At 62.2% G+C, this 25,204-nt stretch carries 25 protein-coding genes and 1 pseudogene; 19 read left to right on the forward strand and 7 right to left on the reverse strand.

Annotation, left to right across the window (positions count from 1 at the left end; all coding sequences use genetic code 11):
- Positions 1-7 precede the first annotated feature (7 nt).
- The 3 genes from MF4836_RS11310 to MF4836_RS11320 all read left to right on the forward strand — a co-directional run bounded on the left by MF4836_RS11310 (position 8) and on the right by MF4836_RS11320 (position 2,066).
- The gene (locus MF4836_RS11310) at positions 8-1,090 is read left to right on the forward strand and encodes a 5-(carboxyamino)imidazole ribonucleotide synthase (protein ID WP_078470409.1); all 1,083 of its coding nucleotides are present in this window, start codon (positions 8-10) and stop codon (positions 1,088-1,090) included.
- 107 nt (positions 1,091-1,197) lie between these two features.
- Positions 1,198-1,443 (forward strand): GlsB/YeaQ/YmgE family stress response membrane protein, encoded by a 246-nt coding sequence (locus MF4836_RS11315; RefSeq protein ID WP_003229635.1) that lies wholly within the window; start codon positions 1,198-1,200, stop codon positions 1,441-1,443.
- Positions 1,444-1,529: 86 nt separating this feature from the next.
- Entirely contained in the window at positions 1,530-2,066 is a 537-nt protein-coding gene (locus tag MF4836_RS11320) for a DUF3299 domain-containing protein (RefSeq protein ID WP_078470410.1), read from the forward strand.
- A gap of 64 nt (positions 2,067-2,130) precedes the next feature.
- Here the strand turns inward: MF4836_RS11320 and MF4836_RS11325 are convergent, their stop codons facing one another.
- Positions 2,131-3,030 (reverse strand): D-hexose-6-phosphate mutarotase, encoded by a 900-nt coding sequence (locus tag MF4836_RS11325; RefSeq protein WP_078470411.1) that lies wholly within the window; start codon positions 3,028-3,030, stop codon positions 2,131-2,133.
- A 69-nt stretch (positions 3,031-3,099) separates the two neighbouring features.
- Positions 3,100-3,504 carry an acyl-CoA thioesterase gene (locus tag MF4836_RS11330; RefSeq protein ID WP_003229628.1) on the reverse strand — a complete coding sequence of 135 codons (405 nt, stop codon included), beginning with the start codon at positions 3,502-3,504 and terminating at the stop codon, positions 3,100-3,102.
- Between the two features lie 708 nt (positions 3,505-4,212).
- Between MF4836_RS11330 and MF4836_RS11335 the strand changes: the two genes are divergently transcribed.
- From MF4836_RS11335 to MF4836_RS11380, 10 genes and pseudogenes are all read left to right on the forward strand, one after another.
- Positions 4,213-5,511, forward strand: coding sequence for an MFS transporter (locus MF4836_RS11335; RefSeq protein ID WP_078470412.1), 1,299 nt, complete (start codon positions 4,213-4,215; stop codon positions 5,509-5,511).
- A gap of 229 nt (positions 5,512-5,740) precedes the next feature.
- Positions 5,741-6,739, forward strand: a complete 999-nt coding sequence (locus MF4836_RS11340) for a phosphate ABC transporter substrate-binding protein PstS (RefSeq protein WP_078470413.1) — start codon at positions 5,741-5,743, stop codon at positions 6,737-6,739.
- A 170-nt stretch (positions 6,740-6,909) separates the two neighbouring features.
- On the forward strand, positions 6,910-9,195 hold the full coding sequence (locus MF4836_RS11345) for an ABC transporter permease subunit (protein ID WP_078470414.1): 2,286 nt from the start codon (positions 6,910-6,912) through the stop codon (positions 9,193-9,195).
- A 15-nt stretch (positions 9,196-9,210) separates the two neighbouring features.
- Positions 9,211-10,881 (forward strand): phosphate ABC transporter permease PstA, encoded by a 1,671-nt coding sequence (gene pstA / locus MF4836_RS11350; RefSeq protein ID WP_078470415.1) that lies wholly within the window; start codon positions 9,211-9,213, stop codon positions 10,879-10,881.
- A 102-nt stretch (positions 10,882-10,983) separates the two neighbouring features.
- Complete coding sequence (pstB, locus tag MF4836_RS11355) at positions 10,984-11,817, forward strand: phosphate ABC transporter ATP-binding protein PstB (protein ID WP_020298270.1); 834 nt, start codon at positions 10,984-10,986, stop codon at positions 11,815-11,817.
- A 113-nt stretch (positions 11,818-11,930) separates the two neighbouring features.
- The gene (gene phoU / locus MF4836_RS11360) at positions 11,931-12,692 is read left to right on the forward strand and encodes a phosphate signaling complex protein PhoU (RefSeq protein ID WP_020298271.1); all 762 of its coding nucleotides are present in this window, start codon (positions 11,931-11,933) and stop codon (positions 12,690-12,692) included.
- A gap of 166 nt (positions 12,693-12,858) precedes the next feature.
- On the forward strand, positions 12,859-13,818 hold the full coding sequence (locus MF4836_RS11365; protein ID WP_078470416.1) for a response regulator: 960 nt from the start codon (positions 12,859-12,861) through the stop codon (positions 13,816-13,818).
- Between the two features lie 579 nt (positions 13,819-14,397).
- A pseudogene (locus tag MF4836_RS11370) lies at positions 14,398-14,718 on the forward strand (type II toxin-antitoxin system RelE/ParE family toxin); the annotation flags it as partial.
- Between the two features lie 7 nt (positions 14,719-14,725).
- Positions 14,726-15,040: a helix-turn-helix domain-containing protein gene (locus MF4836_RS11375; protein ID WP_020298273.1), complete on the forward strand. Its 315-nt coding sequence runs from the start codon at positions 14,726-14,728 to the stop codon at positions 15,038-15,040.
- Positions 15,041-15,101: 61 nt separating this feature from the next.
- Positions 15,102-15,998 carry a peptidoglycan DD-metalloendopeptidase family protein gene (locus MF4836_RS11380; RefSeq protein ID WP_078470417.1) on the forward strand — a complete coding sequence of 299 codons (897 nt, stop codon included), beginning with the start codon at positions 15,102-15,104 and terminating at the stop codon, positions 15,996-15,998.
- Between the two features lie 444 nt (positions 15,999-16,442).
- On the opposite strand, the gene MF4836_RS11385 is transcribed toward MF4836_RS11380, so the two are convergent.
- The 3 genes from MF4836_RS11385 to phoB form a co-directional block, all read right to left on the reverse strand.
- The gene (locus MF4836_RS11385; RefSeq protein WP_020298275.1) at positions 16,443-17,783 is read right to left on the reverse strand and encodes a hemolysin family protein; all 1,341 of its coding nucleotides are present in this window, start codon (positions 17,781-17,783) and stop codon (positions 16,443-16,445) included.
- Between the two features lie 132 nt (positions 17,784-17,915).
- Positions 17,916-19,193, reverse strand: coding sequence for a phosphate regulon sensor histidine kinase PhoR (gene phoR / locus MF4836_RS11390; protein WP_238596147.1), 1,278 nt, complete (start codon positions 19,191-19,193; stop codon positions 17,916-17,918).
- 117 nt (positions 19,194-19,310) lie between these two features.
- Positions 19,311-20,000 (reverse strand): phosphate regulon transcriptional regulator PhoB, encoded by a 690-nt coding sequence (phoB, locus tag MF4836_RS11395; RefSeq protein WP_020298277.1) that lies wholly within the window; start codon positions 19,998-20,000, stop codon positions 19,311-19,313.
- Between the two features lie 150 nt (positions 20,001-20,150).
- On the opposite strand from phoB, the gene MF4836_RS11400 reads away from it, so the two are divergent.
- Entirely contained in the window at positions 20,151-20,531 is a 381-nt protein-coding gene (locus MF4836_RS11400) for a COG4315 family predicted lipoprotein (RefSeq protein ID WP_020298278.1), read from the forward strand.
- 127 nt (positions 20,532-20,658) lie between these two features.
- Here MF4836_RS11400 and ubiA read toward each other — a convergent pair whose 3' ends face one another.
- Both ubiA and MF4836_RS11410 read right to left on the reverse strand, forming a co-directional pair.
- The gene (gene ubiA, locus MF4836_RS11405; RefSeq protein WP_078470419.1) at positions 20,659-21,549 is read right to left on the reverse strand and encodes a 4-hydroxybenzoate octaprenyltransferase; all 891 of its coding nucleotides are present in this window, start codon (positions 21,547-21,549) and stop codon (positions 20,659-20,661) included.
- On the reverse strand, positions 21,549-22,112 hold the full coding sequence (locus tag MF4836_RS11410; RefSeq protein ID WP_043229853.1) for a chorismate--pyruvate lyase family protein: 564 nt from the start codon (positions 22,110-22,112) through the stop codon (positions 21,549-21,551). The genes ubiA and MF4836_RS11410 overlap by 1 nt, the downstream gene beginning before the upstream one ends.
- A gap of 203 nt (positions 22,113-22,315) precedes the next feature.
- On the opposite strand from MF4836_RS11410, the gene MF4836_RS11415 reads away from it, so the two are divergent.
- The 5 genes from MF4836_RS11415 to MF4836_RS11435 all read left to right on the forward strand — a co-directional run bounded on the left by MF4836_RS11415 (position 22,316) and on the right by MF4836_RS11435 (position 25,196).
- Positions 22,316-22,483: a rubredoxin gene (locus tag MF4836_RS11415; protein ID WP_020298281.1), complete on the forward strand. Its 168-nt coding sequence runs from the start codon at positions 22,316-22,318 to the stop codon at positions 22,481-22,483.
- 39 nt (positions 22,484-22,522) lie between these two features.
- Positions 22,523-23,671, forward strand: a complete 1,149-nt coding sequence (locus tag MF4836_RS11420) for an NAD(P)/FAD-dependent oxidoreductase (RefSeq protein WP_078470420.1) — start codon at positions 22,523-22,525, stop codon at positions 23,669-23,671.
- Positions 23,672-23,859: 188 nt separating this feature from the next.
- Positions 23,860-24,135: an HU family DNA-binding protein gene (locus MF4836_RS11425; RefSeq protein ID WP_003213368.1), complete on the forward strand. Its 276-nt coding sequence runs from the start codon at positions 23,860-23,862 to the stop codon at positions 24,133-24,135.
- Positions 24,136-24,414: 279 nt separating this feature from the next.
- Positions 24,415-24,840, forward strand: coding sequence for a hypothetical protein (locus MF4836_RS11430; RefSeq protein WP_238596142.1), 426 nt, complete (start codon positions 24,415-24,417; stop codon positions 24,838-24,840).
- Entirely contained in the window at positions 24,828-25,196 is a 369-nt protein-coding gene (locus MF4836_RS11435) for a hypothetical protein (protein WP_078470422.1), read from the forward strand. The genes MF4836_RS11430 and MF4836_RS11435 overlap by 13 nt, the downstream gene beginning before the upstream one ends.
- The last annotated feature ends 8 nt before the right edge of the window (positions 25,197-25,204 follow it).

Consider the following 25,204-nt stretch of genomic DNA (forward strand, 5'->3'; position numbering starts at 1 on the left):
TTTGACGATGAAGATCGGTGTAATCGGTGGCGGCCAATTGGGCCGCATGTTGGCCCTGGCGGGTACGCCGCTGGGGATGAACTTCGCTTTCCTGGACCCGGCGCCAGACGCCTGTGCCGCGGCATTGGGCGAACACCTGCGGGCCGATTACGGCGATCAGGACCACCTGCGCCAATTGGCCGATGAAGTGGACCTGGTGACCTTTGAGTTCGAAAGCGTGCCGGCCGAGACCGTGGCCTTCCTTTCGCAATTCGTTCCGGTCTACCCGAGCGCCGAAGCCCTGCGCATCGCCCGCGATCGCTGGTTCGAAAAGAGCATGTTCAAGGACCTGGGGATTCCCACCCCGGCGTTCGCCGACATCCAGTCGCAAGTCGATCTGGACGCCGCGGTAGCCGCCATCGGCCTGCCGGCCGTATTGAAAACCCGCACCCTGGGTTACGACGGCAAGGGCCAGAAAGTCCTGCGCAAACCTGAAGACGTGGTCGGCACCTTTGCCGAACTGGGCAGCGTCGCCTGCCTGCTGGAAGGCTTCGTGCCGTTCACCGGTGAAGTCTCGCTGATCGCCGTGCGTGCCCGCGATGGTGAAACCAGGTTCTATCCGCTGGTGCACAACACCCACGACAGCGGCATTCTCAAGCTGTCCGTGGCCAGTACCGACCATCCATTGCAGGCCCTGGCCGAGGACTATTCGAGCCGTGTGCTCAAGCAACTGGATTACGTCGGCGTGATGGCGTTCGAGTTCTTTGAAGTCGACGGTGGCCTCAAGGCCAACGAAATCGCCCCGCGGGTGCACAACTCCGGGCACTGGACCACCGAAGGCGCCGAGTGCAGCCAGTTCGAAAACCACCTGCGGGCTGTGGCCGGCTTGCCACTGGGTTCGACCGCCAAGGTTGGCGAGAGCGCCATGCTCAACTTCATCGGTGAAGTGCCGCCTGTGGACAAGGTCATCGCCATCGACGACTGCCACCTGCATCACTACGGCAAGGCCTTCAAGATCGGGCGCAAAGTGGGTCATGCCAACTTGCGTTGCAAGGACCTGGCGACCCTTCAAGCGCAGATCCTCAAGGTCCAGGCGCTGATCGCCGAGTAACAAAACCCGAGTGCCGGCGGGAACCTTCGTTCGCCGCCGTTCTCTGATGGCAGGATGCCAAAGCGCTGACTAGGCTTTGGCGTACCTACCCACACAGAGGAAATGCCATGGGAATTATCGGAACCATTTTTATCGGCTTGATCGTCGGCCTGCTGGCACGCTTCCTCAAGCCTGGCGATGACAGCATGGGCTGGATCATGACCATCCTGCTGGGCATCGGCGGCTCGCTGGCAGCCACCTACGGTGGTCAGGCACTGGGTATCTACCAGGCCGGTCAAGGTGCGGGCTTCATCGGTGCACTGGTCGGCGCGATCGTGTTGCTGGTGATCTACGGCCTGATCAAAAAGAACTGATTCTGCGACGAAACCCTCTCTGCTGCGCAGGCCGGGAGGGCTAGAATGCTCGGCGACGCAACGTCCCTCCCTGATCGAGCCCCTCCATGCGCCGTCTTTTATTGACTCTTGTTTTGCTGGGCAGCGGCCTGGCTAATGCTGCTGAACTGCCGGAAACCGACTGGCTCGAACTGATGCCCAAGTCGGACCAGAAAGCCCTCGAACAGATGCCGGAAATCGACCACAACTCCCCCGAAGCCAATGGCACCTTTACCGACAAGGGTGGCCTGAAGCAGAGCAAGGGCTTGCCGGCGGTGATGTATTCGACCAAGACCGTGGCCGCGATGAACGGCAAGGACATCCGCATCGGTGGTTACCCGGTGCCGCTGGAGGCCGATGCCAAGGGGCGCAGCACGCTGTTTTTCCTGGTGCCGTACCCGGGTGCATGCATCCACGTACCGCCACCGCCGCCGAACCAACTGGTGCTGGTGCGCTTTCCCAAAGGCCTGAAGCTGGACGATATCTACACCCCGCTGTGGGTCACCGGCACGCTGAAGGTGGAGAAGGTCAACAACGACCTGGCCGACGCCGCCTATGCCCTGGATGCGGCGAAGGTGCGGGTGGTCAAGGAATCGGATTTGTAGGCTGCGGGGCGTTCAGCTGATCTGCCAGCTCCCTCACTTGAAGAGGGAGCTGACGGCCGCTCGATCAGAGCGCAGCGCTGCTGATGCTCACACCCAGGGTGTGACTGGCACCGGGTGCCAGGGTCACCACGTCATTCATCACGTTGGCGGTTTCGATGCACAGCATGCGTTGCCAGCCATCGGCGGCCATGTCGCTGAACTGGGCGGCGCGGTCGATCCAAGGGTTCCAGATCACTGCCGAGCGTGAGCCGCTGCTGGCCAGTTGGATGCGTCGCTGCCAGGCTGGATCGACGATGCTCAGCTGCGGCGGGGTGTCGAGGTAGATGCGATCGGTCTCGCCGGTAAAGTGCAGGTCGCCGGCCTGGGGCACGGTCTTCCAGTCATCCAGGGTCTCGATGTAGTCCAGCCCGTCCAGCCCCTCGACATGCACCTGGCGCACATCGCTGACCGCAAAGTAGCTGTGCAGCGCCTGGCTGATGCTGACGCTCTCGGTGCCGCGGTTCTGGCTGGTCAAGCTGATGTGCAGTTGCTCGTCCAGGCGAATCGACAGCTTCAGGTCGACCTGGTGCGGCCAGCCCGGCAGCCCGCCCTGGGGGACTGGCAGCACCAACTCCACCACCAGGCTCAGGCCCTGGGTTTCGATCCCCAGCAGTTCCCAGTCGGTGGCCCGTACCAGGCCGTGGGCCGGGGCGGGGTCGTTGCTCTGGCGCATGTCTTGAACGCTTTGCGGGTTGCGCGCCAGGTTGCCGAACCACGGCCAGCACACCGGAACCCCGGCACGAATGCTTTTGCCGGCCTTGAACACGGCCTCGTCGTTGAGCCAGATCAGCGGCGGTTGCCCGGCCAGTTGATAGCTGAGGATGTGCGCGCCTTGCTGGGCCACCAGCAGTTCGGCCTGACCGTGGCGGATGCGCCAGCAGTTCAGCTCATCCAGTTTGACGGTCTCGACGTGAGGGCTTGGCATGCGACGGTTCTCGTTCAGGAGTGGGGCTGCTTTGGACCGCGCGACGCCCCTCGGGTTTAACGCGGGCTATCAGCGGGCTCTGGGTGGAACCGAGCGGGTGCGGCCGCTGCCGTCGATGGCGACGAATACGAACACCGCCTCGGTGACCTTGCGCCATTCGCTGGACAGCGGGTCGTCGCTCCACACTTCGACCATCATCTGGATCGAGCTGCGGCCGATTTCCAGGGTCTGGGTATAGAAGGACAACTGCGCGCCGACCGCGACCGGCACCAGGAACGCCATGCGATCAATGGCCACCGTCGCCACCCGTCCACCGGCTACGCGGCTGGCCATGGCCGTGCCGGCGAGGTCCATCTGCGCCACCAGCCAGCCGCCGAAAATATCGCCAAAGCCGTTGGTTTCGCGGGGGAGTGCGGTGATTTGCAGGGCCAGGTCGCCTTGCGGGATCGGATCTTCTTGTTCGAGTTCTATCATCTCGGGGGTGCCTCTGACCCATGACTCTTCGTGTTTGCTGCAGGTGAATAGCCGTCTTGAGGAAAAACGATTCAGCCCGAACATACTACGTTCGTCACGTTCTTCGTAAGGCGTGCTAAAGGGATACTCTGCGAAATCGGCTGATTCTGCTGCCACTTGAAGGGCCAACGACGTTTTCGCACAGCAACCCTTGCCAGGAGCGGGTTTTGGCTCCGAGGTCCGCGAGTATATCGGTCGATAGACTCCGCGACGACCGTCAGGTTCTCATTTTGCCGCCCAATGGCGGCATCTTCCTGAAAGTTTTTTGATCACGCCCTGGCAGGCAGGCTCAAGAGCCTGAATCTTGGTCAAACCAGTCATCCAGATTGAGGGTTTTGGCCATTGTGCCTGTTCACCCGGCAACCCCAGTATTTCGTGGCTTTCCTGTGGTTCCCGATACTAGGGTCTATTGACGTTTGGTGACGAGCCGCGCCGTTTGGCACGCAACCCGAAGGGCCACCGTCGCGGCCTGTCACCAACGTCAAAAGCCCCTAATAACATCATGAGGAATTCTGGCCAGGCGCGACGCGTTGTCCGCAGGGCACCCTCAAGCGCCGGATGTGGCGTTCAGAATGTGCATTTTCGAACAATTTGCTATCGTGCCCCACCTGCCAGGCCCCAACCAGCGCTGTTGAGGCTTCAGAACCGCCTATAAGAGAAGCCCTTGCCATGACCACTGTGCCCTCGAGCATTGCGCAGCCAGCGCAACCCGCCCGCCCGTTGACCCGCAACGACTACAAGACCCTGTCGCTGTCCGCTTTGGGCGGCGCGCTGGAGTTCTACGATTTCATCATTTTCGTGTTCTTCGCCACGGTGGTGGGCAAGTTGTTCTTCCCGCCCGACATGCCTGAATGGCTGCGCCTGATGCAGACCTTCGGCATTTTTGCCGCCGGTTACCTGGCGCGGCCCCTGGGCGGGATCGTGATGGCGCACTTCGGCGACCTGCTGGGGCGCAAGAAGATGTTCACCCTGAGCATTTTCATGATGGCCGTGCCGACCCTGATCATGGGCCTGCTGCCGACCTACGCGCAGATCGGCATGTGGGCACCGATCCTGTTGCTGGTGATGCGCGTGATCCAGGGCGCGGCCATTGGCGGTGAAGTGCCGGGCGCCTGGGTGTTCGTTTCCGAGCATGTGCCCCAGCGGCACATGGGTTATGCCTGCGGCACCCTGACCTCGGGCCTGACGGCCGGTATCCTGCTGGGCTCGCTGGTCGCCACCGCAATCAACAGTATCTACACCCCGGTCGAAGTGGCCGATTACGCCTGGCGGATTCCGTTCCTGCTGGGTGGGGTTTTCGGTTTGTTCTCGGTGTACCTGCGCCGTTGGTTGCACGAGACGCCAGTGTTCGCCGAGCTGCAGGAGCGCAAGGCGCTGGCGGCGGAAGTGCCGCTGCGCGCGGTATTGCGTGATCACCGTGGGGCGATCCTGGTCTCCATGCTGCTGACCTGGCTGCTCTCGGCCGGGATCATCGTGGTGATCCTGATGACCCCGACCTTCCTGCAGACCATCTATCACTTCTCGCCGACCACTGCGCTTCAGGCCAACAGCCTGGCCATCGTGTTCCTGAGCCTGGGCTGCATCGCCTCGGGTGCCCTGGCCGATCGTTTCGGTGCCGGGCGGGTATTTGTGGTGGGCAGCGGCCTGTTGTTGGTCAGTTCCTGGACCTTCTATCACAGCCTGATGGACCACCCGCAATGGCTGTTCCCGCTGTACGCGTTGACCGGCCTGTTTGTCGGCACCATCGGCGCGGTGCCGTATGTGATGGTCAAGGCGTTCCCGGCCGTGGTGCGTTTCAGCGGCTTGTCGTTTTCCTACAACCTGGCCTACGCGATCTTCGGTGGCCTGACGCCGATGGCGGTGACCTGGTTGCTCAAGAGCAGCCCGATGGGCCCGGCCTACTATGTTGCAATTCTTTGCAGCCTGGGGATGGTGGTGGGCCTGTACCTGTGGAAAAAAGGCCGCTGATGGTGTCTTCCCGGCGGGGTTCCTTGCGCCCCGCCTGGCGCCGGCCGTGTCGCTCACGGCCGGCATGCCGTTAGCCATTTCACGTTTTCACCCCGCACAAACAAAGGCCAGCCTTCCTCTCCGGAATGCTGGCCTTTCATCTAATTGTCATATTCCAGTCATAGAGTGTTCACACGGCCTACAGATACTTGGCCCCGACTTAACACCCCCTATCTGCTAGGAGTAAGGCATGAAACTGAAGCGTTTGATGGCGGCAATGACTTTTGTCGCTGCTGGCGTTGCCACTGCCCACGCGGTTGCCGCTGTTGACCCTGCTATCCCGAGCTACACCAAGACCACTGGTGTGTCGGGCAACCTGTCCAGCGTCGGTTCCGATACTTTGGCGAACCTGATGACCCTGTGGGCCGAGAACTACAAAAAAGAATACCCGAACGTCAACATCCAGATTCAAGCCGCCGGCTCCGCCACTGCGCCTCCTGCGCTGACTGAAGGCACCTCCAACCTGGGCCCGATGAGCCGCAAGATGAAGGACACCGAACTGGCTGCCTTCGAGCAGAAGTACGGCTACAAGCCAACCGCCATCCCGGTTGCCGTGGATGCCCTGGCCGTGTTCGTGCACAAGGACAACCCGATCCAGCACCTGACCATGGAACAGGTTGACGCGATTTTCTCCTCGACTCGCCTGTGCGGTGCCAAGGAAGACGTCAAGACCTGGGGTGACCTGGGCGTGAAGGGCGACCTGGCCAACAAGCCAGTGCAACTGTTCGGCCGCAACTCGGTTTCCGGCACCTACGGCTACTTCAAGGAAGAAGCCCTGTGCAAAGGCGACTACAAGCCTAACGTCAACGAACAACCAGGCTCGGCTTCGGTCGTGCAGTCCATCAGCTCTTCGCTGAACGGCATCGGTTACTCGGGCATCGGCTACAAGACCGCCAGCGTGAAGACCGTGGCCCTGGCCAAGAAAGGCAGCACCGACTTCATCGAAGACACCGAAGAAAACGCCCTGAACGGCAAGTACCCGCTGTCGCGCTTCCTCTACGTCTACGTCAACAAGGCCCCGAACAAGCCTCTGGCCCCGCTGGAAGCCGAGTTCGTGAAACTGGTCCTGTCCAAACAGGGTCAGGAAGTTGTAGTGAAAGACGGTTACATCCCACTGCCAGCCAAAGTAGCCGCCAAGGCCCTGGCTGACCTGGGTCTGCAGGAAGGCGGCTCGGTCGCCAAGAAGTAACACCCAAGGCCCAGGCCTTGTGCAGGAGCCGAAGGAGGGCGTCTGGCCCTCCCGGAAAGCGGCTCCTGCACCCCCCAATTTTTTGTCTGCTGCCAGCCCTGCTCGGCGGCGGATTTGTTGCGTCACTGCATTGTCATCTTTCTGTCATACAGGATCGCTAGGGTGTGCGCATGAATGATCTGGCCAATTCCCCCATGACTACGACTTCTCCCCCCAAGCGCATTGACTTCAATACGCCTGAGTTGCAACGCAAGCGCCGCATCCGCGCGCTCAAAGACCGCCTGACCCGCTGGTACGTCCTTATTGGCGGCCTGGCTGTGCTGGGGGCGATTACCCTGATCTTCTTCTTCCTGGCTTACGTGGTGATGCCGCTGTTCCAGGGCGCCGACCTGACCGCCAAGGAGCCCCTGGCTCCAGCCTGGATGCAGGATGCCGGCAAGCCGCTGCTGTTCGCCCTGGAAGAGCAGAACCAGGTCGGCATGCGGGTTTCCGACAAGGGCCAGGCGCTGTTCTTCGACATCGAGAGCGGTGCCGAACTGCGCCGAGTCGATCTGCCGATCCCGGCCGGCGTCAACGTGAGCTCCATCGGCAAGGACCAGCCCGGCAGCCCGCTGGTGGTGGTCGGCCTGTCCAATGGCCAGGCGCTGGTGTTCCGCCATACCTATAAGGTCACCTACCCGGATGGCAAGAAAACCATCTCGCCGGCTGTCGAGTTCCCTTACGGTGAAACCCCGATCGTGCTCAACGAGCAGGGCGGGGCGCTGGATCACGTCAACCTCAATGCCACTGATTCGGCGTTGGTCGTTGCCGGCTCCAGCGGTTCGCAGCTGCATGTGCTGCAACTGACCCGCGAAGAAAACATGATGACCGGGGAAGTCACCAGCGAGCAGAAGCGCATCGAGCTGCCGCAGATGACCGAGGCGGTCAAGGCGATGTACATCGACCCGCGTCAGCAGTGGCTGTATGTGATCAATGGTCGCGCCCAGGCCGATGTCTTCAGCCTGCGCGACAAGAGCCTCAACGGCCGCTACAAACTGCTGGAAGACGGCACCGCCGAAGTGACTGCCAGCACCCAGCTGGTGGGCGGCATCTCGCTGATTATCGGGACCTCCAAAGGCGGCCTGGCCCAGTGGTTCATGGCCCGCGACCCGGACGGCGAGCTGCGCCTGAAGCAGATCCGCACCTTCGAGATGGGCACTGCGCCGATCGTTGAAATCACCGCTGAAGAACGCCGCAAAGGCTTCGTGGCCCTGGATGCCTCGGGCAAGCTCGGCGTGTTCCACAGCACCGCGCACCGCACCCTGCTGGTGGACCAGGTGGTCGATGGCCAGGGTATTTTCGGCCTGTCGCCACGGGCCAACCGGGTCATCGTCGAAGCCGGCGGCAAGCTGCAACCGCTGCTGCTTGATAACCCGCACCCGGAAGTGTCCTGGAGCGCGCTGTGGAGCAAGGTCTGGTACGAAAACTACGACGAGCCTAAATACGTCTGGCAATCGACTGCGGCCAACACCGATTTCGAACCCAAGATGAGCCTCGCGCCCCTGACCTTCGGTACCTTGAAGGCCGCGTTCTACGCCATGCTCCTGGCCGCGCCGCTGGCGGTTGCCGCCGCCATCTACACCGCTTACTTCATGGCCCCGAGCCTGCGCCGCAAGGTCAAGCCGGTGATCGAGCTGATGGAGGCGATGCCGACGGTGATTCTTGGATTCTTCGCTGGCCTGTTCCTCGCGCCCTACGTCGAAGGCCACCTGCCGGGCATCTTCAGCCTGCTGATGCTGCTGCCGATTGGCATCCTGGTGGCCGGTTTTGTCTTCAACCGCCTGCCTGAATCGATCCGCCTGAAAGTGCCGGATGGCTGGGAAAGCGCGATTCTGATTCCGGTGATCCTGTTTGTGGGCTGGCTCTCGCTGTACATGAGCCCGTTCATGGAGAACTGGTTCTTCGGCGGTGACATGCGCATGTGGATCTCCCACGACCTGGGCATTACCTACGACCAGCGCAACGCCCTGGTGGTCGGTCTGGCCATGGGGTTCGCGGTGATCCCGAACATCTACTCCATCGCCGAAGACGCCGTGTTCAGCGTGCCGCGCGGCCTGACCCTGGGCTCCCTGGCCCTGGGCGCCACGCCGTGGCAGACCATGACCCGCGTGGTGATCCTGACCGCCAGCCCTGGCATTTTCTCGGCGTTGATGATCGGCATGGGCCGTGCGGTCGGTGAAACCATGATCGTGCTGATGGCCACCGGCAACACCCCGGTCATGGAAATGAACCTGTTCGAAGGCCTGCGGACCCTGGCCGCCAACGTCGCGGTGGAAATGCCCGAGTCGGAAGTCGGCGGCAGCCACTACCGCGTGCTCTTCCTCTCGGCGCTGGTGCTGCTGTTGTTCACCTTCGTCATGAACACCCTCGCCGAGCTGATCCGTCAGCGTCTGCGCAAGAAATACTCGTCGCTTTAAGAAAGGTAGAAGTCTGTGAAACAGAACTCCCTAAAAGGCTGGTTCAAGAGCGGCGCCCCAGGCGTCTGGATCAGCGGTGGTGCGGTGTCCATCGCGGTCATCATGACCATCGGTTTGCTGGCGGTGATCGCGGTGCGCGGGCTGGGCCATTTCTGGCCGGCGGACCTGATCCACGCCAATTACGATGTGCCGGGCCAGGCTAACCACCTGGTCATCGGTGAAGTGGTGCAGAAAGAAGAAGTGCCCCGTGCGCGCCTGAAAAGCGCCGGCCTGCCGGTGCCCGATCAGGGCCCGGAGTTCATGACCCGCGAGCTGATCAAGGTCGGCAACCGTGACTTGAACGGTAACGACTTCACGTGGATCGTCGGCGATTGGCTGACCAACCAGACCACGCCGCCAGAGCTGATGGCCATCGAGCGCCGCGAGTGGGGCAATTTCTACGGCTACCTGGTCAACGTCAAACAGGACGGCAAGGTGATCGCCGAGGGCGAAGCGGCCTGGCCCGAGTTGCAAGCGCGGATCGAGCGGGTGAACAAGCTGGCAGCCCAGCTCAAGAGCCTGGAAAAAACCGACATCGGCGCGATCAACGCCGGCCTCGAACGCATCCGCCTGCACGGTCGCAAACTGGAGCTGGACGGCAAGATGGACGCCGCCGCCCAGGCCGACATGGACGCCGAGCGCGCCGAACTCAACGCCCGTTATCAGGACATCGAGGCGCGCCTGGGTGACCTGCACGCACAGTTCAACCGCGACAGCCTGACCGCCCGCGATGCCAACGGCAAAGAGCTGGAAATCAGCCTGGGCAAGGTGGTGCACGCCTATCAGCCGAACGCCATGGGCACCCTGACCAAGATCGGCTTCTACTTCAGCAAGGTCTGGGAATTCCTCAGCGACGATCCGCGGGAAGCCAACACCGAAGGCGGGATCTTCCCGGCGATTTTCGGCACCGTGATGATGACCCTGATCATGGCCATGATCGTTACCCCGTTTGGTGTGCTGGCCGCGGTCTACCTGCGTGAATACGCCAAGCAGAACACCCTGACCCGGGTCATCCGCATTGCCGTGAACAACCTCGCCGGTGTCCCGGCCATCGTCTACGGCGTGTTCGGCCTCGGCTTCTTTGTCTATGTGCTTGGTGGTTCGGTTGACCGCCTGTTCTTCCCCGAAGCCCTGCCGGCGCCGACCTTCGGCACCCCGGGCCTGCTCTGGGCCTCCCTGACCCTGGCCCTGCTGGCGGTGCCGGTGGTGATCGTGGCCACTGAAGAAGGCCTGGCGCGGATCCCCCGCACCGTGCGCGAGGGCTCGTTGGCCCTGGGTGCAACCAAGGCTGAAACCTTGTGGAAGATCGTGCTGCCCATGGCCAGCCCGGCGATGATGACCGGCATGATCCTCGCCGTGGCCCGCGCTGCGGGTGAAGTGGCGCCGCTGATGCTGGTGGGTGTGGTCAAGCTGGCACCGTCGTTGCCGCTGGATGGCAACTACCCGTACCTGCACCTGGACCAGAAGATCATGCACCTGGGCTTCCATATTTATGACGTCGGCTTCCAGAGCCCCAACGTCGAAGCCGCGCGGCCGCTGGTGTACGCCACGGCGCTGCTGCTGGTGCTGGTGATCGCCACGCTCAACCTGTCGGCGGTGTGGATCCGTAACCACCTGCGCGAGAAGTACAAGGCGCTGGACAGTTAACCAAAGCTTTAAGCCACAAGCGGCAAGCTCCATGCAGATTGCCGCTTTGCCCTAAATTGCGGCTTGCAGCTAAAAGCTTGCAGCTACGAACGGAGTGCGACCATGCAACACGAAACCCATTCCCACGGCATCAATATGTCGGCCCTGGGTCGCGACAAGCAGAGCCTGAGCCTGGCCCAGGAAACCGTGGCCATCGAAGTCCCCGGCCTGAGCCTGTTCTACGGCGACAAACAAGCGTTGTTCGACGTCAGCATGAACATCCCCAAGCAGCGCGTGACCGCCTTTATCGGCCCGTCCGGCTGCGGCAAGTCGACCCTGCTGCGCACCTTCAACCGCATGAACGACCTGGTGGACGGGTGCCGTGTGGAAGGCGCCATCAACCTCTATGGCAACAACATCTACCGTAAGGGCGAGGACGTGGCCGAGCTGCGCCGCCGGGTCGGCATGGTGTTCCAGAAGCCCAACCCGTTCCCCAAGACCATCTACGAAAACGTGGTCTACGGCTTGCGCATCCAGGGCATCAACAAAAAGCGCGTCCTCGACGAAGCCGTGGAGTGGGCGCTCAAGGGCGCCGCCCTGTGGGATGAGGTCAAGGACCGCCTGCACGAGTCCGCCCTGGGCCTGTCCGGCGGCCAGCAACAGCGTCTGGTGATTGCCCGGACCATCGCCGTGGAGCCGGAAGTGCTGCTGCTCGACGAACCGTGCTCGGCCCTCGATCCAATCTCGACCCTGAAAGTCGAAGAGCTGATCTACGAACTGAAATCCAAGTTCACCATTGTGATCGTGACCCACAACATGCAACAGGCCGCGCGGGTTTCCGACTACACCGCCTTCATGTACATGGGCAAACTGGTGGAGTTCGGCGACACCGACACCCTGTTCACCAACCCGGCGAAAAAGCAGACCGAAGACTACATTACAGGGCGCTACGGCTAGTGATGAGCTGCAAGCCGCAAGCATCAAGCGGCAAGTAAAAGCAGTTCAAGGCAACGACACCTATCAACTTGCAGCTTGTAGCTTGTGGCTTACAGCTTTTGCGGAGCAAAACCATGATTTCGAAGGAAGGCCTTACCCACCACATCTCCGCGCAGTTCAACGCCGAGCTTGAGGAGGTGCGCAGCCACCTCCTGGCGATGGGCGGGCTGGTGGAGAAGCAAGTCAACGACGCGGTGACTGCGCTGATCGAGGCCGACTCGGGCCTGGCCCAGCAGGTGCGCGAGATCGATGACCAGATCAACCAGATGGAACGCAACATCGACGAAGAATGCCTGCGCATCCTGGCCCGTCGACAGCCGGCCGCGTCGGACCTGCGGCTGATCATCAGCATCTCCAAGTCGGTGATCGATCTCGAGCGGATCGGCGACGAAGCGACCAAGATCGCGCGACGTGCCATCCAGTTGTGCGAAGAAGGCGAGGCGCCGCGTGGCTACGTCGAGGTCCGCCACATTGGCGACCAGGTGCGCAACATGGTTCGCGATGCGCTGGACGCCTTTGCCCGTTTCGACGCCGACCTGGCGTTGTCGGTGGCCCAGTACGACAAGATCATCGACCGCGAATACAAGACCGCGCTGCGTGAGCTTGCCACCTACATGATGGAAGACCCGCGCTCTATCTCGCGGGTCTTGAGCATCATCTGGGTCCTGCGCTCCCTGGAGCGTATCGGCGACCACGCGCGCAATATTTCCGAGCTGGTGATTTACCTGGTGCGCGGGACCGACGTGCGCCATTTGGGCCTCAAGCGCATGAAGCAGGAAGTTGAAGGCACCAGTGCCGAAACCGCTAATGTTCCGGACGAAGCTGACGATAAGTAAGATTGCCCGAGAAAAGCGCCCGGTCTTTTGGCCGGGCGTTTTTGTTTGGGTTTTTTGAATCTGACAGCAGCACCCGCGAACGAAAAGTCCCGGCGTGACTGAAAGTTTTTGGCAAAGTGCCATCAGCCAAGCGTTATGCTTGCCGGGATTTTTAAAGGGGCGGTCGATGAGTAAGGTAAGTGTGTTGGTGGTGGACGACGCTTCGTTCATTCGTGACCTGGTGAAGAAGTGCCTGCGCAACTACTTCCCGGGCATCAAGATCGAAGACGCGGTCAACGGCAAGAAGGCCCAGGCCATCCTGGCCCGCGAAGCGTTCGACCTGGTCCTGTGCGACTGGGAGATGCCGGAAATGTCCGGCCTCGAACTGCTGACCTGGTGCCGTGGGCAAGAGGCCCTGAAAAGCATGCCGTTCGTCATGGTGACCAGCCGTGGCGACAAGGAAAACGTGGTCCAGGCGATCCAGGCCGGGGTTTCCGGCTACGTCAGCAAACCCTTTACCAACGAACAGCTGCTGACCAAGGTCAAGCAGGCGCTGAACAAGGTCGGCAAGCTCGACACCTTGATGAACAGCGCGCCGACCAAGATGAACTCGGCGTTCGGCAACGACTCCCTGAGCGCCCTGACCGGCGGCAAGGCTGAAGTCCTGGGTGGCGGTGCGGCATCGGCCCCGGTCAATCCCTTCGCCAAACCGGCCGTGGTTGCACCTGCCGCAGCCGCAGCGGCGCCGTCCCGTGGCCTGCTCAACAGCCCGCCGGTCAAGGCACCCACCCCGGCGGCAGCGGCCTCCGGCGGCCGTGGCCAGGGTCAGTTGCGCCTGCCCAGCGGCACCCAGCAATGCGTGATCAAGGCCTTGAGCATCAAGGAAGCGCTGTTGGTGGTGAAGCGTACCGAGACGCTGCCTCAGGTACTGGACAGCGCGGTGCTGGACCTGGAGCAGGGCGACAACGCGGAAGTGGCGCGCCTCAACGGGTACCTGCATGCGGTGGTGGCCTACGAGCCGAAGCCGGACAGCGAATGGCTGCAACTGACCTTCCGCTTTGTGGATCAGGATGCGCAGAAGCTGGATTACATTTCGCGGCTGATTGCCCGCGGGACGGCGCAGAAGCACTTTGTGCCGGGGGCTTGAGGCTGCCGGCCTGAGCGAGGATCTGGCTGGCATCCGGTAGTCACCGCCGTGGGCTCGGGCCGCGTTCAGACGCTGGCCCTGCCAGGCGCCGTGCTACCCGTGATGCACGCCGTCGTTTCATTGGCCCGGCGCAGTCTGGAAGCAGCGGTTGCAGTCAGCCGCTGCTGTTGCGCATAAAGATTTGATTTCCCCTCTCCTGATTTCCCCGCCTCGTCGTTGATCGATCTCGACCGCCGCGCCTGAATGCGGCCGGAAACCTGCTGCAAACACTTTCCTGTCCCCGGCGTTTCATCCGAATGACCCTGACCTGAGGCGTCTGCCTCAAAGGTCGTGGGTAGTGCCTGAAGAGTGCTGCGCTGGGTTGCAGGCCTTGCAGTGCAAGGCCTGGAACTCGGCGACGGTGGTTCGATGCCGTGCGTCTGGTTTCTGTTTTTCAGGTTGATTTATATCTGTTTAGATATAGGTTGTGGGGTGTGTTTTCGTCTTTCTCGCTCTTGGCCATGCCTTGAAACAACCCAGGCGCGTTCTGTAGCGGGCGGGTTGTTTAATCTCTCGGCATTCAGTCACGGGAGAGGTTCGATGCCAAGGCACAAGGATGTGGTGTTTGTCGGGAGCGCGCTCAGGGATCTCAAGGCGTTTCCATTGGAGGCGCGGCGGGCCGCGGGTTATCAGCTGGATCTGTTGCAGCAGGGCGAGCAGCCCTATGACTGCCGATCGATGAAGACCGTGGGGCCTGGGGTATTCGAGATCAGGATCAACGAGGAATCAGGCGCGTTTCGGGTGTTTTATGTGGTGGTCCGGCTGTCGGCGATTTATGTGCTGCATGCCATGCGCAAGACCACGCGCCGTACCGAAACGCGGGATATCGAGCTGGCTCGTGCCAGATTGCAGGAGATAGGTTCACACCATGAACGAACATCAACATATTCAACGCTTCGACAGTGTCTGGGATGCCCTAGAGGATTCGCCCCAGGAGGCGGCCAATATGCGCCTGCGCTCCAAAGTGATGATGGAACTGAGCAAGACCATCAAGACCTGGGGGCTTTCGCAAAAGGCAGCGGCCCAGCGGCTCAACATCACTCAGCCACGGCTCAACGACGTGCTCAGCGGCAAGATCAACAAATTCTCCCTCGACGCGCTGGTGAACCTGTCCGACGCCGCGCAACTGGAGGTCGATATCAGTGTCGGCGCCGCTCCCACCGGGCCGCTGATTCCGGTCTGATTCACACAAGCTCCATGTGCTGCTGTTAGTCTCGCGGCTGGATTTTTCAAGATAGTTGCCCATGCTCGTGCGCCTGCTGTTTTTTTGTGGCCTGTGGCTGTCTGCCTCCTCGGCAGTCGCCATGACCATCTACAAGTCCACCGACGCCAACGGAGTGGTTTCGTACAGCGATCGAGCGACGCCGGGTGCCCAGGTATTCGTGTTCCGGGATCGCATGGTCGAACACCTGGAGCGGCAGGTGCATCTGGATATTCAGCGGCAAAAAGGCGTCGACAGTGTGTTTGTGCGCAACGAGCTGTATGCGCCGGTCGAGGTCGAGTTGAGCTTTGGCGGCTTGAGCAATGTCAGCGCGGCACCGAAAGCACCGATTCGGCGGGTGCTGCCGGCGCGCAGCAGGACGCGCCTGGCGCTGCTCACGGCGAGCCGGCTCGATCAGCCGCTGGTGTATACCCCAAGGTTCCGTTATTCCCTGGGCGACCCTTCAGGCGCGGCTCAGACCTATCGCTATCCGCTGCCATGGCGTGGAGGACCGTTTCGCCTGACCCAGGGTGCGGATGGGCAGTACAGCCACTTCGGTCCGAAAAGCCGCTACGCCATGGACATCGCCATGCCCGAGGGCACGCCGATCATTGCCGCCCGTGGCGGGGTAGTGGTGAAGACCGAGAACAGCCAGACCGGGCGCGGCAACAACCCGGCCGGCAACTTTGTCCGGGTGCTGCACGATGACGGCACCATGGGCGTGTACCTGCACTTGCAGCGTGGCTCACTGAGGGTGCGTGAAGGTCAGCGGGTGGCCGTGGGCAGCCCCCTCGGGCTGTCGGGCAATACCGGCAACAGCACGGGTCCGCACCTGCACTTCGTGGTGCAGCGCAACACCGGCTTGGGGCTGGTGTCGATTCCCTACCAGTTCAACCAGCCTGTCAGCAGCCTGCCCAACTTCGCCCTCGGCAAGCCCTGAGCCCGCAACTTACCTGTAGAAATGAGGTTGCTGCCATCAGAGCTTCCGCCCCGGCCGCCCCAGCGCGAGCAAGCTCGCTCGCCACAAAAGCGCACGCAACGCATCGAGGTTCATCGCCCGGCATAAGCCCCCCGTGGCGAGGGAGCTTGCTCCCGCTCGGCCGCGCAGCGGCCGCAAACCCTGAGCCCGCGATTTATCAGGAGGAGTGAGGTTGCTGGCATCGGGGCAGCTGCACCCCGGAGCCCCGGCCGTCCGAGCGCGAGCAAGCTCGCTCGCCACAAAAGCGCACGCAGCGCATCGAGGTTCATCGCCCGGCATAAGCCCCCCTGTGGCGACGGAGCTTGCTCCCGCTCGGCCGCGCAGCGGCCGCAAACCCTATGCCCGCAATCTATCGGCAGGGAAGGTTTTGCAGCCATTGGAGAGGGGCGGGGGCCAAGGGGGCTATCAGTCGAGCATCAAAACCTTGGCCAGGATGATTTTCGGGCCCTTCATCTTTTTGATGATGATGCGCAGCCCTTCGACTTCCATGACTTCCTCTTCTTCCGGAACCCGTTTCAGGGTTTCGTAGACCAGGCCGGCCAAGGTTTCAGCCTCGATGTGGTCAAGGTCGATGCCCAGCAGGCGTTCGACTTTGAACAACGGCGTATCGCCGCGCACCAGCAACTTGCCCGGCTGGTAGGCGAGGATGCCGCGTTCGGCCTTGCGGTGTTCGTCCTGGATGTCGCCGACCAGCACTTCGAGCACGTCTTCCATGGTCAGGTAGCCGATGATCTTGCCGTCGGCCTCTTCCACCAGGGCGAAGTGCGAGCCGCCTTTGCGGAACTGTTCCAGCAGGTGCGACAGCGGCATGTGCCGCGATACGCGCTCCAGCGGGCGGGTCAGTTCGGCGAGGTTGAACGACTCGGGAATGTGGTCCAGGGCCGCCAATTCCAACAGCAGATCCTTGATGTGCAGCAGGCCGACGAACTCGTTGCGGTCGCTGTCGTACACCGGGTAGCGGCTGAACTTGTGGCGGCGGAACAGGGCGAGGATTTCCTTGAGCGGCGCGTTGAATTCGACGCTGATCAGGTCTTCCCGGGAGTTGGCCCAGTCCACCACTTCCAGCTCGCCCATTTCCACGGCCGAGGCCAGTACGCGCATGCCTTGGTCGCTGGGGTCCTGGCCACGGCTGGAGTGCAGGATCAGTTTCAGTTCTTCGCGGCTGTAGTGGTGTTCATGGTGCGGGCCGGGCTCGCCCTGGCCGGCGATGCGCAAGATGGTGTTGGCGCTGGCGTTGAGCAGGTAGATGGCCGGGTACATGGCCCAGTAGAACAGGTACAGCGGCACCGCCGTCCACAGCGACAGCAGCTCGGGTTTGCGAATGGCCCAGGATTTGGGCGCCAGCTCGCCGACCACGATGTGCAGGTAGGAAATCACGAAGAAGGCGGCAAAGAACGACACGCCCTTGATGATCTCCGGCGACTCGACGCCGATGGCGCCCAGCAGTGGTTCCAGAATGTGTGCGAAGGCCGGTTCACCGACCCAGCCCAGGCCCAGGGAGGCCAGGGTGATACCCAGTTGGCAGGCCGACAGATAGGCGTCGAGCTGGCTGTGTACGGTGCGCAGGATCTGTCCGCGCCAACCGTTCTTGTGGGCGATGGCCTCGACCCGGGTGGAGCGCAATTTGACCATGGCGAACTCGGCGGCAACGAAGAAGCCGTTGAGCAGAACCAGGATCAGAGCAAAAAGAATCATGCCGAAGTCGGCGAAGAGTGTCGCGAGGGTAAAACCAGGGGATGGGTCCATGATGGAGTTTTGCGGGTTCCGTGTAGGCGAAAAAAGAAGGAAATGCGGTGCCTGAAAGGCAGGCACAAGTGCGCCAATGTAGCGGCTGACAGGACGATTGCCTAGTGGCGAGTCGCTGTCAGCGCTGGCCGGTCAGGGCGTGGGGGCGGTTTTCTTGACCTGGGTGGGGGCGAAATGGCAGGTGAACGTGCTGCCGTGACCCAGCACGCTGCTGATCTCCAGGCGCGCGCGGTGGCGCAGCAGCACGTGCTTGACGATGGCCAGGCCCAGGCCGGTGCCGCCGGTATTGGAGTTGCGGCTGGAGTCCACGCGGTAGAAGCGCTCGGTCAGGCGCGGCAGGTGTTTGCTGTCGATGCCGATGCCCGAATCCTGCACGCTCAGGTGCGCGCCTTGCTCATCACCCCACCAGCGAATGCGGATATTGCCTTCGGCCGGGGTGTATTTCACCGCGTTGAACACCAGGTTGGAGAACGCGCTGCGCAGTTCCGCCTCGCTGCCCTTGAGCTGGATCCTGGAATCCGCTTCCAGGCTGATGCGCTGGTTGCGCTCGCCGGACAGGGCCTGGGCGTCGCTCTTGATCGATTGCAGCAAGGTATCGATCGCCACCGGCTGGTTGTCCGAGGGGTAGTCGGTGGCTTCCAGCTTCGCCAGCAACAGCAGATCGTTGAGCAGGGTCTGCATGCGTCCGCCTTGTTGCTGCATCTGCTGCAGGGCACGGCTCCAGCGCGGGTTCACTTCCTCGACGTTGTCGAGCAGGGTTTCCAGGTAGCCGCAGATCACCGTCAACGGCGTGCGCAGCTCATGAGAGACGTTGGCGATGAAGTCTTTGCGCATCTGCTCCAGCTGATGAATGCGGGTGACATCGCGCACCAGCATCAGGTGCTCGTTGTTGCCGTAGCGGGTGATGTAGAGCTGGATACGCAGGCGGTCGTTGATCGGCGAGGGGATTTCCAGCGGCTCGGCGTAGTTGTCCTGCTCGAAGTACTCCTTGAAGCGCGGGTGGCGCACCAGGTTGGTCACCGGCTGGCCGCTGTCTTGCGGGGTCTTGAGGCCCAGCAGGGTTTCTGCGGCGCGGTTCCACCATTCCAGGTTGCCGTCGCTGTCGAGCATAATCACCGCGTCCTTCAGGGCGGCGGTGGACTCCTGGACCCGGTCGATCACCGCTTGCAGGCGCCCGCGCACCCGTTGGTCGCGGCGTTGCAGGTGATAGATGCTGTCGAACACTTCACCCCACAGGCCGTAGCCATCGGGCGGTGCCTGGTCCGGCTGGTGCAGCCGCAGCCATTCGTGCAGGCGCAGCAGTTGCTTGAGGGTCCAGGCCAGGTAGATCGCCAGGCCGATGGCCATGCTCCAGCCGTAATAACCGCTGATCAGGCCGACCAGCAGGCAGCCGGTGATCAGAAGCAGCATGTGGCGAATCAGGGTGCCATGCCAGTTTTGGTTCACGTAGGGGACAGCTCCAAGTTGCAAGCTACAAGTTCAGAAGCGGTCAACTTGCCGCTTGCAGCTCATAGCTTGGCGCTGATGTCATGCCTTGGTTGAAAAGCGATAGCCGGTGCCGCGCACGGTTTGTACCAGGTTCTCGTAGGCTTCACCCAGCGCTTTGCGCAGGCGTCGAATGTGCACGTCGACGGTGCGTTCTTCAACATAGACATTGCCACCCCAGACCTGGTCCAGCAGCTGGCCACGGGTGTAGGCGCGTTCCTGGTGGGTCATGAAAAATTGCAGCAGGCGGTATTCGGTCGGGCCCATTTCGGCGGGGGTGCCGTCGATGGTCACGCGGTGGCTGATCGGGTCGAGCCGCAGGCCGCCGACTTCAATCGGCGCTTCACCATCGGTCGGGCCCGCGCGGCGCAGCACGGCCTTGAGGCGCGCCACCAGCTCGCGAGGTGAAAACGGCTTGGTGATGTAGTCGTCGGCGCCGACTTCCAGGCCCTGGATCTTGTTGTCCTCTTCGCCCTTGGCGGTGAGCATGATGATCGGGATATCCCCGGTCAGCTCGTCGCGCTTGAGGCGCCGCGCCAGTTCGATGCCCGAAGTGCCGGGCAGCATCCAGTCGAGCAGGATCAGGTCGGGCTTGCGGTCGACGATAATGGCGTGGGCCTGCTGGGAGTTTTCAGCCTCCAGGCAGTCATAGCCGGCCATTTCCAACGCAACGGCGATCATTTCGCGAATAGGCGCTTCGTCGTCAACGATCAGAATGCTTCTGCCAACCATGCTTGAACCTCTTGTCATTTAACTGTCTTGCGCCGCATTAGATAACGGAATTATTGCAGTCGTGTGACAGTATTTCAGGCCGACGGCGGCCCGCGCATTCATGAACTAAGCTTTGAGTCCGAATCCTGACAACCACAAGAGAAGGTTTCCATGACTCAACTGACGCAATCCTGGAAGGCCCTGCTGGTCGCTGCTGCCCTGGCGCTGCCGACACTGGCTTTCGCCGCCGACCCCGCCATGAGCAAAGACGGGATGATGGTCGACCACAAAGGCATGACCCTCTACACCTTTGCCAAGGACGCGGGTGGCAAGTCCATGTGCAACGACAAATGCGCCGGCAATTGGCCGCCGTTGATGGCCGAAGGCAGCGACAAGGCCATGGGCAAGTGGACCACGGTCAAGCGCGATGACGGCACCATGCAGTGGGCCTACGATGGCAAGCCGCTGTACACCTTCGTTATGGACAAAAAGGCCGGCGACATGACCGGTGAAGGCAAAATGGACGGCGCCTGGAAGGTGGCCAAACCTTAACCCCCTCTATGCCCATGCCGGCCCGCGCAGCCTCGCGGGCTCGGCAGCGGCTACAGGTGTAGCCGCTGCGGCACGCTGCGCTGGCCATCAGCGGCACCGCATTCTTCCAGGTGTACTCCCGCTCGTGTCAGCGCAAGCCGTAATCGGCAACGATCCCCAGGAAAATCGCCAACCCCGCCCAATGGTTATGCAGGAAGGCCCGGAAGCATTTCATCCGGTCCTTGTCGCGGGTGTACCAGAACTCCCAGACAAAGCACCCGGCCGCCACCAGCAGCCCGAGGTGGAACCAGCCCCCCAGATCGAACCGCGCGCCCGCCAGCAGCAGGCAGCCCAGGGCCAGGCCCTGCAGGCTGAGGATGATCACCCGGTCCGCTTCGCCAAACAGGATGGCGGTGGATTTCACCCCGATCCGCAGGTCGTCGTCGCGGTCGGTCATGGCGTAATAAGTGTCGTAGCCCACGGTCCATAGCAGGTTGGCGATATACAGCAGCCAGGCGCTGGCCGGCAACTCGCCAGTCTCGGCGGTGAAGGCCATGGGAATGCCCCAGGAAAACGCCGCGCCCAGCACCACCTGCGGGTAGTAGGTGTAACGCTTCATGAACGGGTAGCTGGCCGCCAGCGCCAATCCGCCCAGGGACAGCCAGATGGTGGTGGCGTTGGTGCACAGCACCAGCAGGAAGCTGATAAACATCAGCACCGCGAAGAACACCAGGGCCTCTTTTGAGCTGATCTTGCCGCTCACCAGCGGCCGTTGCTCGGTGCGTTTGACGTGGCCGTCGACCTTGCGGTCGGCCCAGTCATTAATCACGCAGCCACCCGCCCGGGTCAGGGTCACACCGAGTACGAAAATCACGATATTGGCCAGGGATGGCGCGCCCTTGCCGGCAATCCACAGGGCCCAGAGGGTGGGCCAGAGCAGCAGGTAGATGCCGATCGGCTTGTCCATGCGGGTCAGTTGAATAAAGTCCCAGGCCCGCGGGTTGAGGCGATTCAGGGATTTGAGCAGGCTCTGGTACATCAGCAGTTCTCCGGGTGGGCGCGTACCGCGTCCCACAGGGTCGGCAAAAAGATTTCCGCTACCAGCACACTCAGCGTGCCGCGGTCGAAGCGCGAGCGGCGGCCCCAGAGCGCGTCGGCCTGGACCTCGGCGGGCAGCCATTGGCGCGGGTAATGGCAGACCTCAATGGCGCGGCGCTGGAACGCCTGGTCGCAGAACAGCAATTCACCCAGGGAACGGCTGCCCAGTTCGTCAATATTCAGCCCGCCATTCTCCAGGGCCGTGCGTGCGGCAACGCTGCGGGCGAATACCCAGGCCTCGCCATGGCCGCGCAGGTACACCTCGCGCACCCAGCCCTGGCTGTCTGCGGGCAGGTCCAGGGCTGCACACTCGTCGGCGCGCAGGGGCTGCCAGCCTTCCACCAGCGGGGTCACGCTGAAGCCGTTGTCCGACAGCCGGGTCAGGCGCCGGGTCAGCGACCCTTGATCGAACAGCCAATCGACAATCTGCGCATCGGGGAGGGGCGACAACTGGCTGTGTGGCAGCCAGGCCGGGGTCGGAACGGGGGGATTAGAGTGCGGCACAGTGAGTCATTATTGGCAGCAAATGAGGCGCCGAGCTTAACATGTCGTCCGCGAACTTTGATTGATCGGGGTGGCTTGGCGCTGCGAACATGCTTGCATCTGCGCTGAGCGATCAGTACAAAACGCCCTGAGCCGGACGGCAATCAGAGTCGATCCATCGACCGCCGCGCCGGCAACGCCTGAGAACCTGAGGAAATGCGTACATGAAAAAGTGGCAATGTGTGGTCTGCGGCCTGATCTATAACGAAGCCGATGGCTGGCCGGACGACGGTATCTTGCCCGGTACCCGCTGGGAAGATGTGCCGCAGGACTGGCTGTGCCCGGACTGTGGCGTGGGCAAAATGGATTTCGAGATGATCGAAATCGGTTAATGGCGATTTTTTGATCAATTGCATAACAAGGAGAAAGGGATGAGCGCACCTGTCGTGATCGTTGGCACCGGACTTGCGGGTTACAACCTGGCCCGGGAGTTTCGCAAACTCGACGGCGAAACACCGCTGTTGCTGATTACGGCGGATGACGGTCGCTCCTACTCCAAGCCGATGCTGTCCACCGGCTTCGGCAAAAACAAGGACGCCGACGGCCTGAGCATGGCCGAGCCGGGCGCCATGGCCGAGCAGCTCAAGGCCGAGGTGCGCACCCATACCCGCATCAGCGGAATCGACCCGGGCCACAAGCGCCTGTGGATCGGTGAGGAAGCGGTGGCGTATCGCGACCTGATCCTGGCCTGCGGCGCGCAAACCGTGCGCGTGCCGGTGGAAGGCGACGCGTCCGAGCTGATCTTCCCGATCAACGACCTGGAAGACTACGCACGCTTCCGGGCTGCCGCCGCCGGCAAGCGCCGGGTGCTGTTGCTGGGGGCCGGGCTGATCGGCTGTGAATTCGCCAATGACCTGATCCTCGGCGGCTATGAAGTCGAGTTGGTGGCGCCGTGCGAGCAAGTGATGCCGACCCTGTTGCACCCGGCCGCCGCTGCAGCGGTGCAGGCCGGGCTTGAAAGCCTGGGCGCTCGCTTCCACCTGGGGCCGGTGCTCAACCGCCTGCAGCGCAGCGAGGACGGCCTGCAAGCGCACCTCTCCGACGGCCAGGTGATCGCCTGCGACCTGGTGGTCTCGGCCATCGGCCTGCGTCCGCGCACCGATCTGGCTGCGGCTGCCGGGCTGGTGGTCGGCCGCGGCATTGCCGTCGATCGGCAGCTGAAAACCTCCCACGCCAATATCTACGCCCTGGGCGACTGCGCCGAGGTCGATGGCCTCAACCTGCTGTACGTGATGCCGCTGATGAGCTGCGCCCGCGCCCTGGCCCAGACCCTGGCCGGCAACCCGACGACCGTCGGCTACGGGCCGATGCCGATCACCGTGAAAACCCCGGTCTGCCCGCTGGTGGTCTCGCCGCCACCTCGCGGCCGCGAAGGGGTGTGGAGCGCTGAAGGGCAGGGCGCCGACATCAAGGTGCTGTGCCGCGATGCCAGCGGCCAGCTGCTGGGCTACGCCCTGACCGGCACCGCGGTGATGGAGAAACTGGCCCTGAACAAAGAGCTTCCGCCGTTGCTGGCATAAATAGCGGTCGTTCTGTCGGAATAACCCCGATTTTGCCCCTACAAAGGTCGTGGGGAGACTGGCGCCACTCTCAAGTGCGTGCCATCCTCACACCCGTCTGCCGCAGAGTAGAGCCTGCGGCGCCTTGGGCGCTGTTCCGGAAGAACAGCACGGACATAACAACAAAAAACCGTCAAAGAGGCTTCACTATGCGTAAACCAGAACTCGCCGCCGCCATCGCTGAAAAAGCGGATCTGACCAAAGAGCAGGCCAACCGCGTACTCAACGCCGTTCTCGAAGAAATCACCGGTGCCCTGCATCGCAAAGACAGCGTGACCCTGGTTGGTTTTGGCACCTTCCTGCAGCGCCACCGTGGCGCCCGTACCGGCAAGAACCCGCAAACCGGCGAGCCGGTAAAAATCAAGGCCAGCAACACCGTTGCCTTCAAGCCAGGCAAGTCCCTCAAGGACAGCGTCAACCCTTAAGCACTGCACGCCCCGAAGCGGGGAGAGCAGTACAAAAAATGAGCACGCCGAACCGTTCGGGTGCTCATTTTTTTATGCCTGCATATTTGCCGATGGCGTCACTGAAAGCGTCTTGCGCATGGCTTTGGGCATGGCTAGCATGCGCACTGCTTTACTTGCGAACAAAGGCCAAGGATGACCCGCTCGACACCTTTCCCGCTCCCGACCACCACACCAGTACCCTCAGCGGCCATGGGCCGTGCCTGGCGGATGGTGTGCGGGTGCGTTCTCGGGTTGAGCATGAACTCGGCCTTCGCCGTGGCCGAGCCAGGGTCGGCGCTGACGCAAGTGGGCTATCGCGAAGCCCTGAAGTGGTTCAACAGCCAGAAGTACGACAGCCCGGGGATCTGGCTGTGCGGTTATTCGCTGGCACGCCCCGACTACAGCGTTGCGCCCAAGGCCCCACGGCTGCTGGTAGAGATCGACGAACACTTCCTCTACCTCAAGACCGGCGGCCAACTGGTGGAATTGACCAGTGGCGCCCAGAGCAACAACCGGGTCGAGTACCAGAACGCCTCGGCAGACATGCGTGTGACCCTGAACATCCTCAAGCGCAACAACTTCAGCGAATACCAGGAATCCCACGACCGCCAGGTCGAGGCCCGCATCGAAATCGCCGGACAAGTCGAAACTCTCAAGCTCAAGGGGCAATCATGCGGAACCTGAATCTGGCCATCCTCGCCCTGCTGGGCAGCCTGGGGGCGATGCCGGCCCTGGCCGATGAGGCAACAGGCGTCGCCAGCTGCTACGGCTACCTCACCGAGATGGTCAGGAGCAGCAACTACCCCTACCGCGACTTCACCACCCCGGACAAACTCAAGTTGCTGATCGACACCGACAAGGGCGACGAACTGTCGCTCCAGCTGTTCTACGACACCTCCGGCAGCGGCATCATCGGCTGGGTCAAATACGAGGTGGAACAGCAGAAGCTGTGGAACATCACCATCGATCCCGAAGAGCCCGAGGCCCTCACGTTCGACAAGCAATGGGCCACCCGCTACGCGGCGTGCATTCAGAGCTAGGCCCATAC

Origin of the sequence: Pseudomonas sp. MF4836, assembly GCF_002018875.1 — a bacterium.
GTDB lineage: Bacteria > Pseudomonadota > Gammaproteobacteria > Pseudomonadales > Pseudomonadaceae > Aquipseudomonas.

Bases quoted from the DNA above. Each gene is read 5' to 3' on its own strand.
- MF4836_RS11310 (WP_078470409.1), top strand. From the start codon at position 8: ATGAAGATCGGTGTAATCGGTGGCGGCCAATTGGGCCGCATGTTGGCC.
- MF4836_RS11315 (WP_003229635.1), top strand. From the start codon at position 1,198: ATGGGAATTATCGGAACCATTTTTATCGGCTTGATCGTCGGCCTGCTG.
- MF4836_RS11320 (WP_078470410.1), top strand. From the start codon at position 1,530: ATGCGCCGTCTTTTATTGACTCTTGTTTTGCTGGGCAGCGGCCTGGCT.
- MF4836_RS11325 (WP_078470411.1), bottom strand. From the start codon at position 3,030: ATGCCAAGCCCTCACGTCGAGACCGTCAAACTGGATGAGCTGAACTGC.
- MF4836_RS11330 (WP_003229628.1), bottom strand. From the start codon at position 3,504: ATGATAGAACTCGAACAAGAAGATCCGATCCCGCAAGGCGACCTGGCC.
- MF4836_RS11335 (WP_078470412.1), top strand. From the start codon at position 4,213: ATGACCACTGTGCCCTCGAGCATTGCGCAGCCAGCGCAACCCGCCCGC.
- MF4836_RS11340 (WP_078470413.1), top strand. From the start codon at position 5,741: ATGAAACTGAAGCGTTTGATGGCGGCAATGACTTTTGTCGCTGCTGGC.
- MF4836_RS11345 (WP_078470414.1), top strand. From the start codon at position 6,910: ATGAATGATCTGGCCAATTCCCCCATGACTACGACTTCTCCCCCCAAG.
- pstB (WP_020298270.1), top strand. From the start codon at position 10,984: ATGCAACACGAAACCCATTCCCACGGCATCAATATGTCGGCCCTGGGT.
- phoU (WP_020298271.1), top strand. From the start codon at position 11,931: ATGATTTCGAAGGAAGGCCTTACCCACCACATCTCCGCGCAGTTCAAC.
- MF4836_RS11365 (WP_078470416.1), top strand. From the start codon at position 12,859: ATGAGTAAGGTAAGTGTGTTGGTGGTGGACGACGCTTCGTTCATTCGT.
- MF4836_RS11375 (WP_020298273.1), top strand. From the start codon at position 14,726: ATGAACGAACATCAACATATTCAACGCTTCGACAGTGTCTGGGATGCC.
- MF4836_RS11380 (WP_078470417.1), top strand. From the start codon at position 15,102: ATGCTCGTGCGCCTGCTGTTTTTTTGTGGCCTGTGGCTGTCTGCCTCC.
- MF4836_RS11385 (WP_020298275.1), bottom strand. From the start codon at position 17,783: ATGGACCCATCCCCTGGTTTTACCCTCGCGACACTCTTCGCCGACTTC.
- phoR (WP_238596147.1), bottom strand. From the start codon at position 19,193: ATGCTGCTTCTGATCACCGGCTGCCTGCTGGTCGGCCTGATCAGCGGT.
- phoB (WP_020298277.1), bottom strand. From the start codon at position 20,000: ATGGTTGGCAGAAGCATTCTGATCGTTGACGACGAAGCGCCTATTCGC.
- MF4836_RS11400 (WP_020298278.1), top strand. From the start codon at position 20,151: ATGACTCAACTGACGCAATCCTGGAAGGCCCTGCTGGTCGCTGCTGCC.
- ubiA (WP_078470419.1), bottom strand. From the start codon at position 21,549: ATGTACCAGAGCCTGCTCAAATCCCTGAATCGCCTCAACCCGCGGGCC.
- MF4836_RS11415 (WP_020298281.1), top strand. From the start codon at position 22,316: ATGAAAAAGTGGCAATGTGTGGTCTGCGGCCTGATCTATAACGAAGCC.
- MF4836_RS11420 (WP_078470420.1), top strand. From the start codon at position 22,523: ATGAGCGCACCTGTCGTGATCGTTGGCACCGGACTTGCGGGTTACAAC.
- MF4836_RS11425 (WP_003213368.1), top strand. From the start codon at position 23,860: ATGCGTAAACCAGAACTCGCCGCCGCCATCGCTGAAAAAGCGGATCTG.
- MF4836_RS11430 (WP_238596142.1), top strand. From the start codon at position 24,415: ATGAACTCGGCCTTCGCCGTGGCCGAGCCAGGGTCGGCGCTGACGCAA.
- MF4836_RS11435 (WP_078470422.1), top strand. From the start codon at position 24,828: ATGCGGAACCTGAATCTGGCCATCCTCGCCCTGCTGGGCAGCCTGGGG.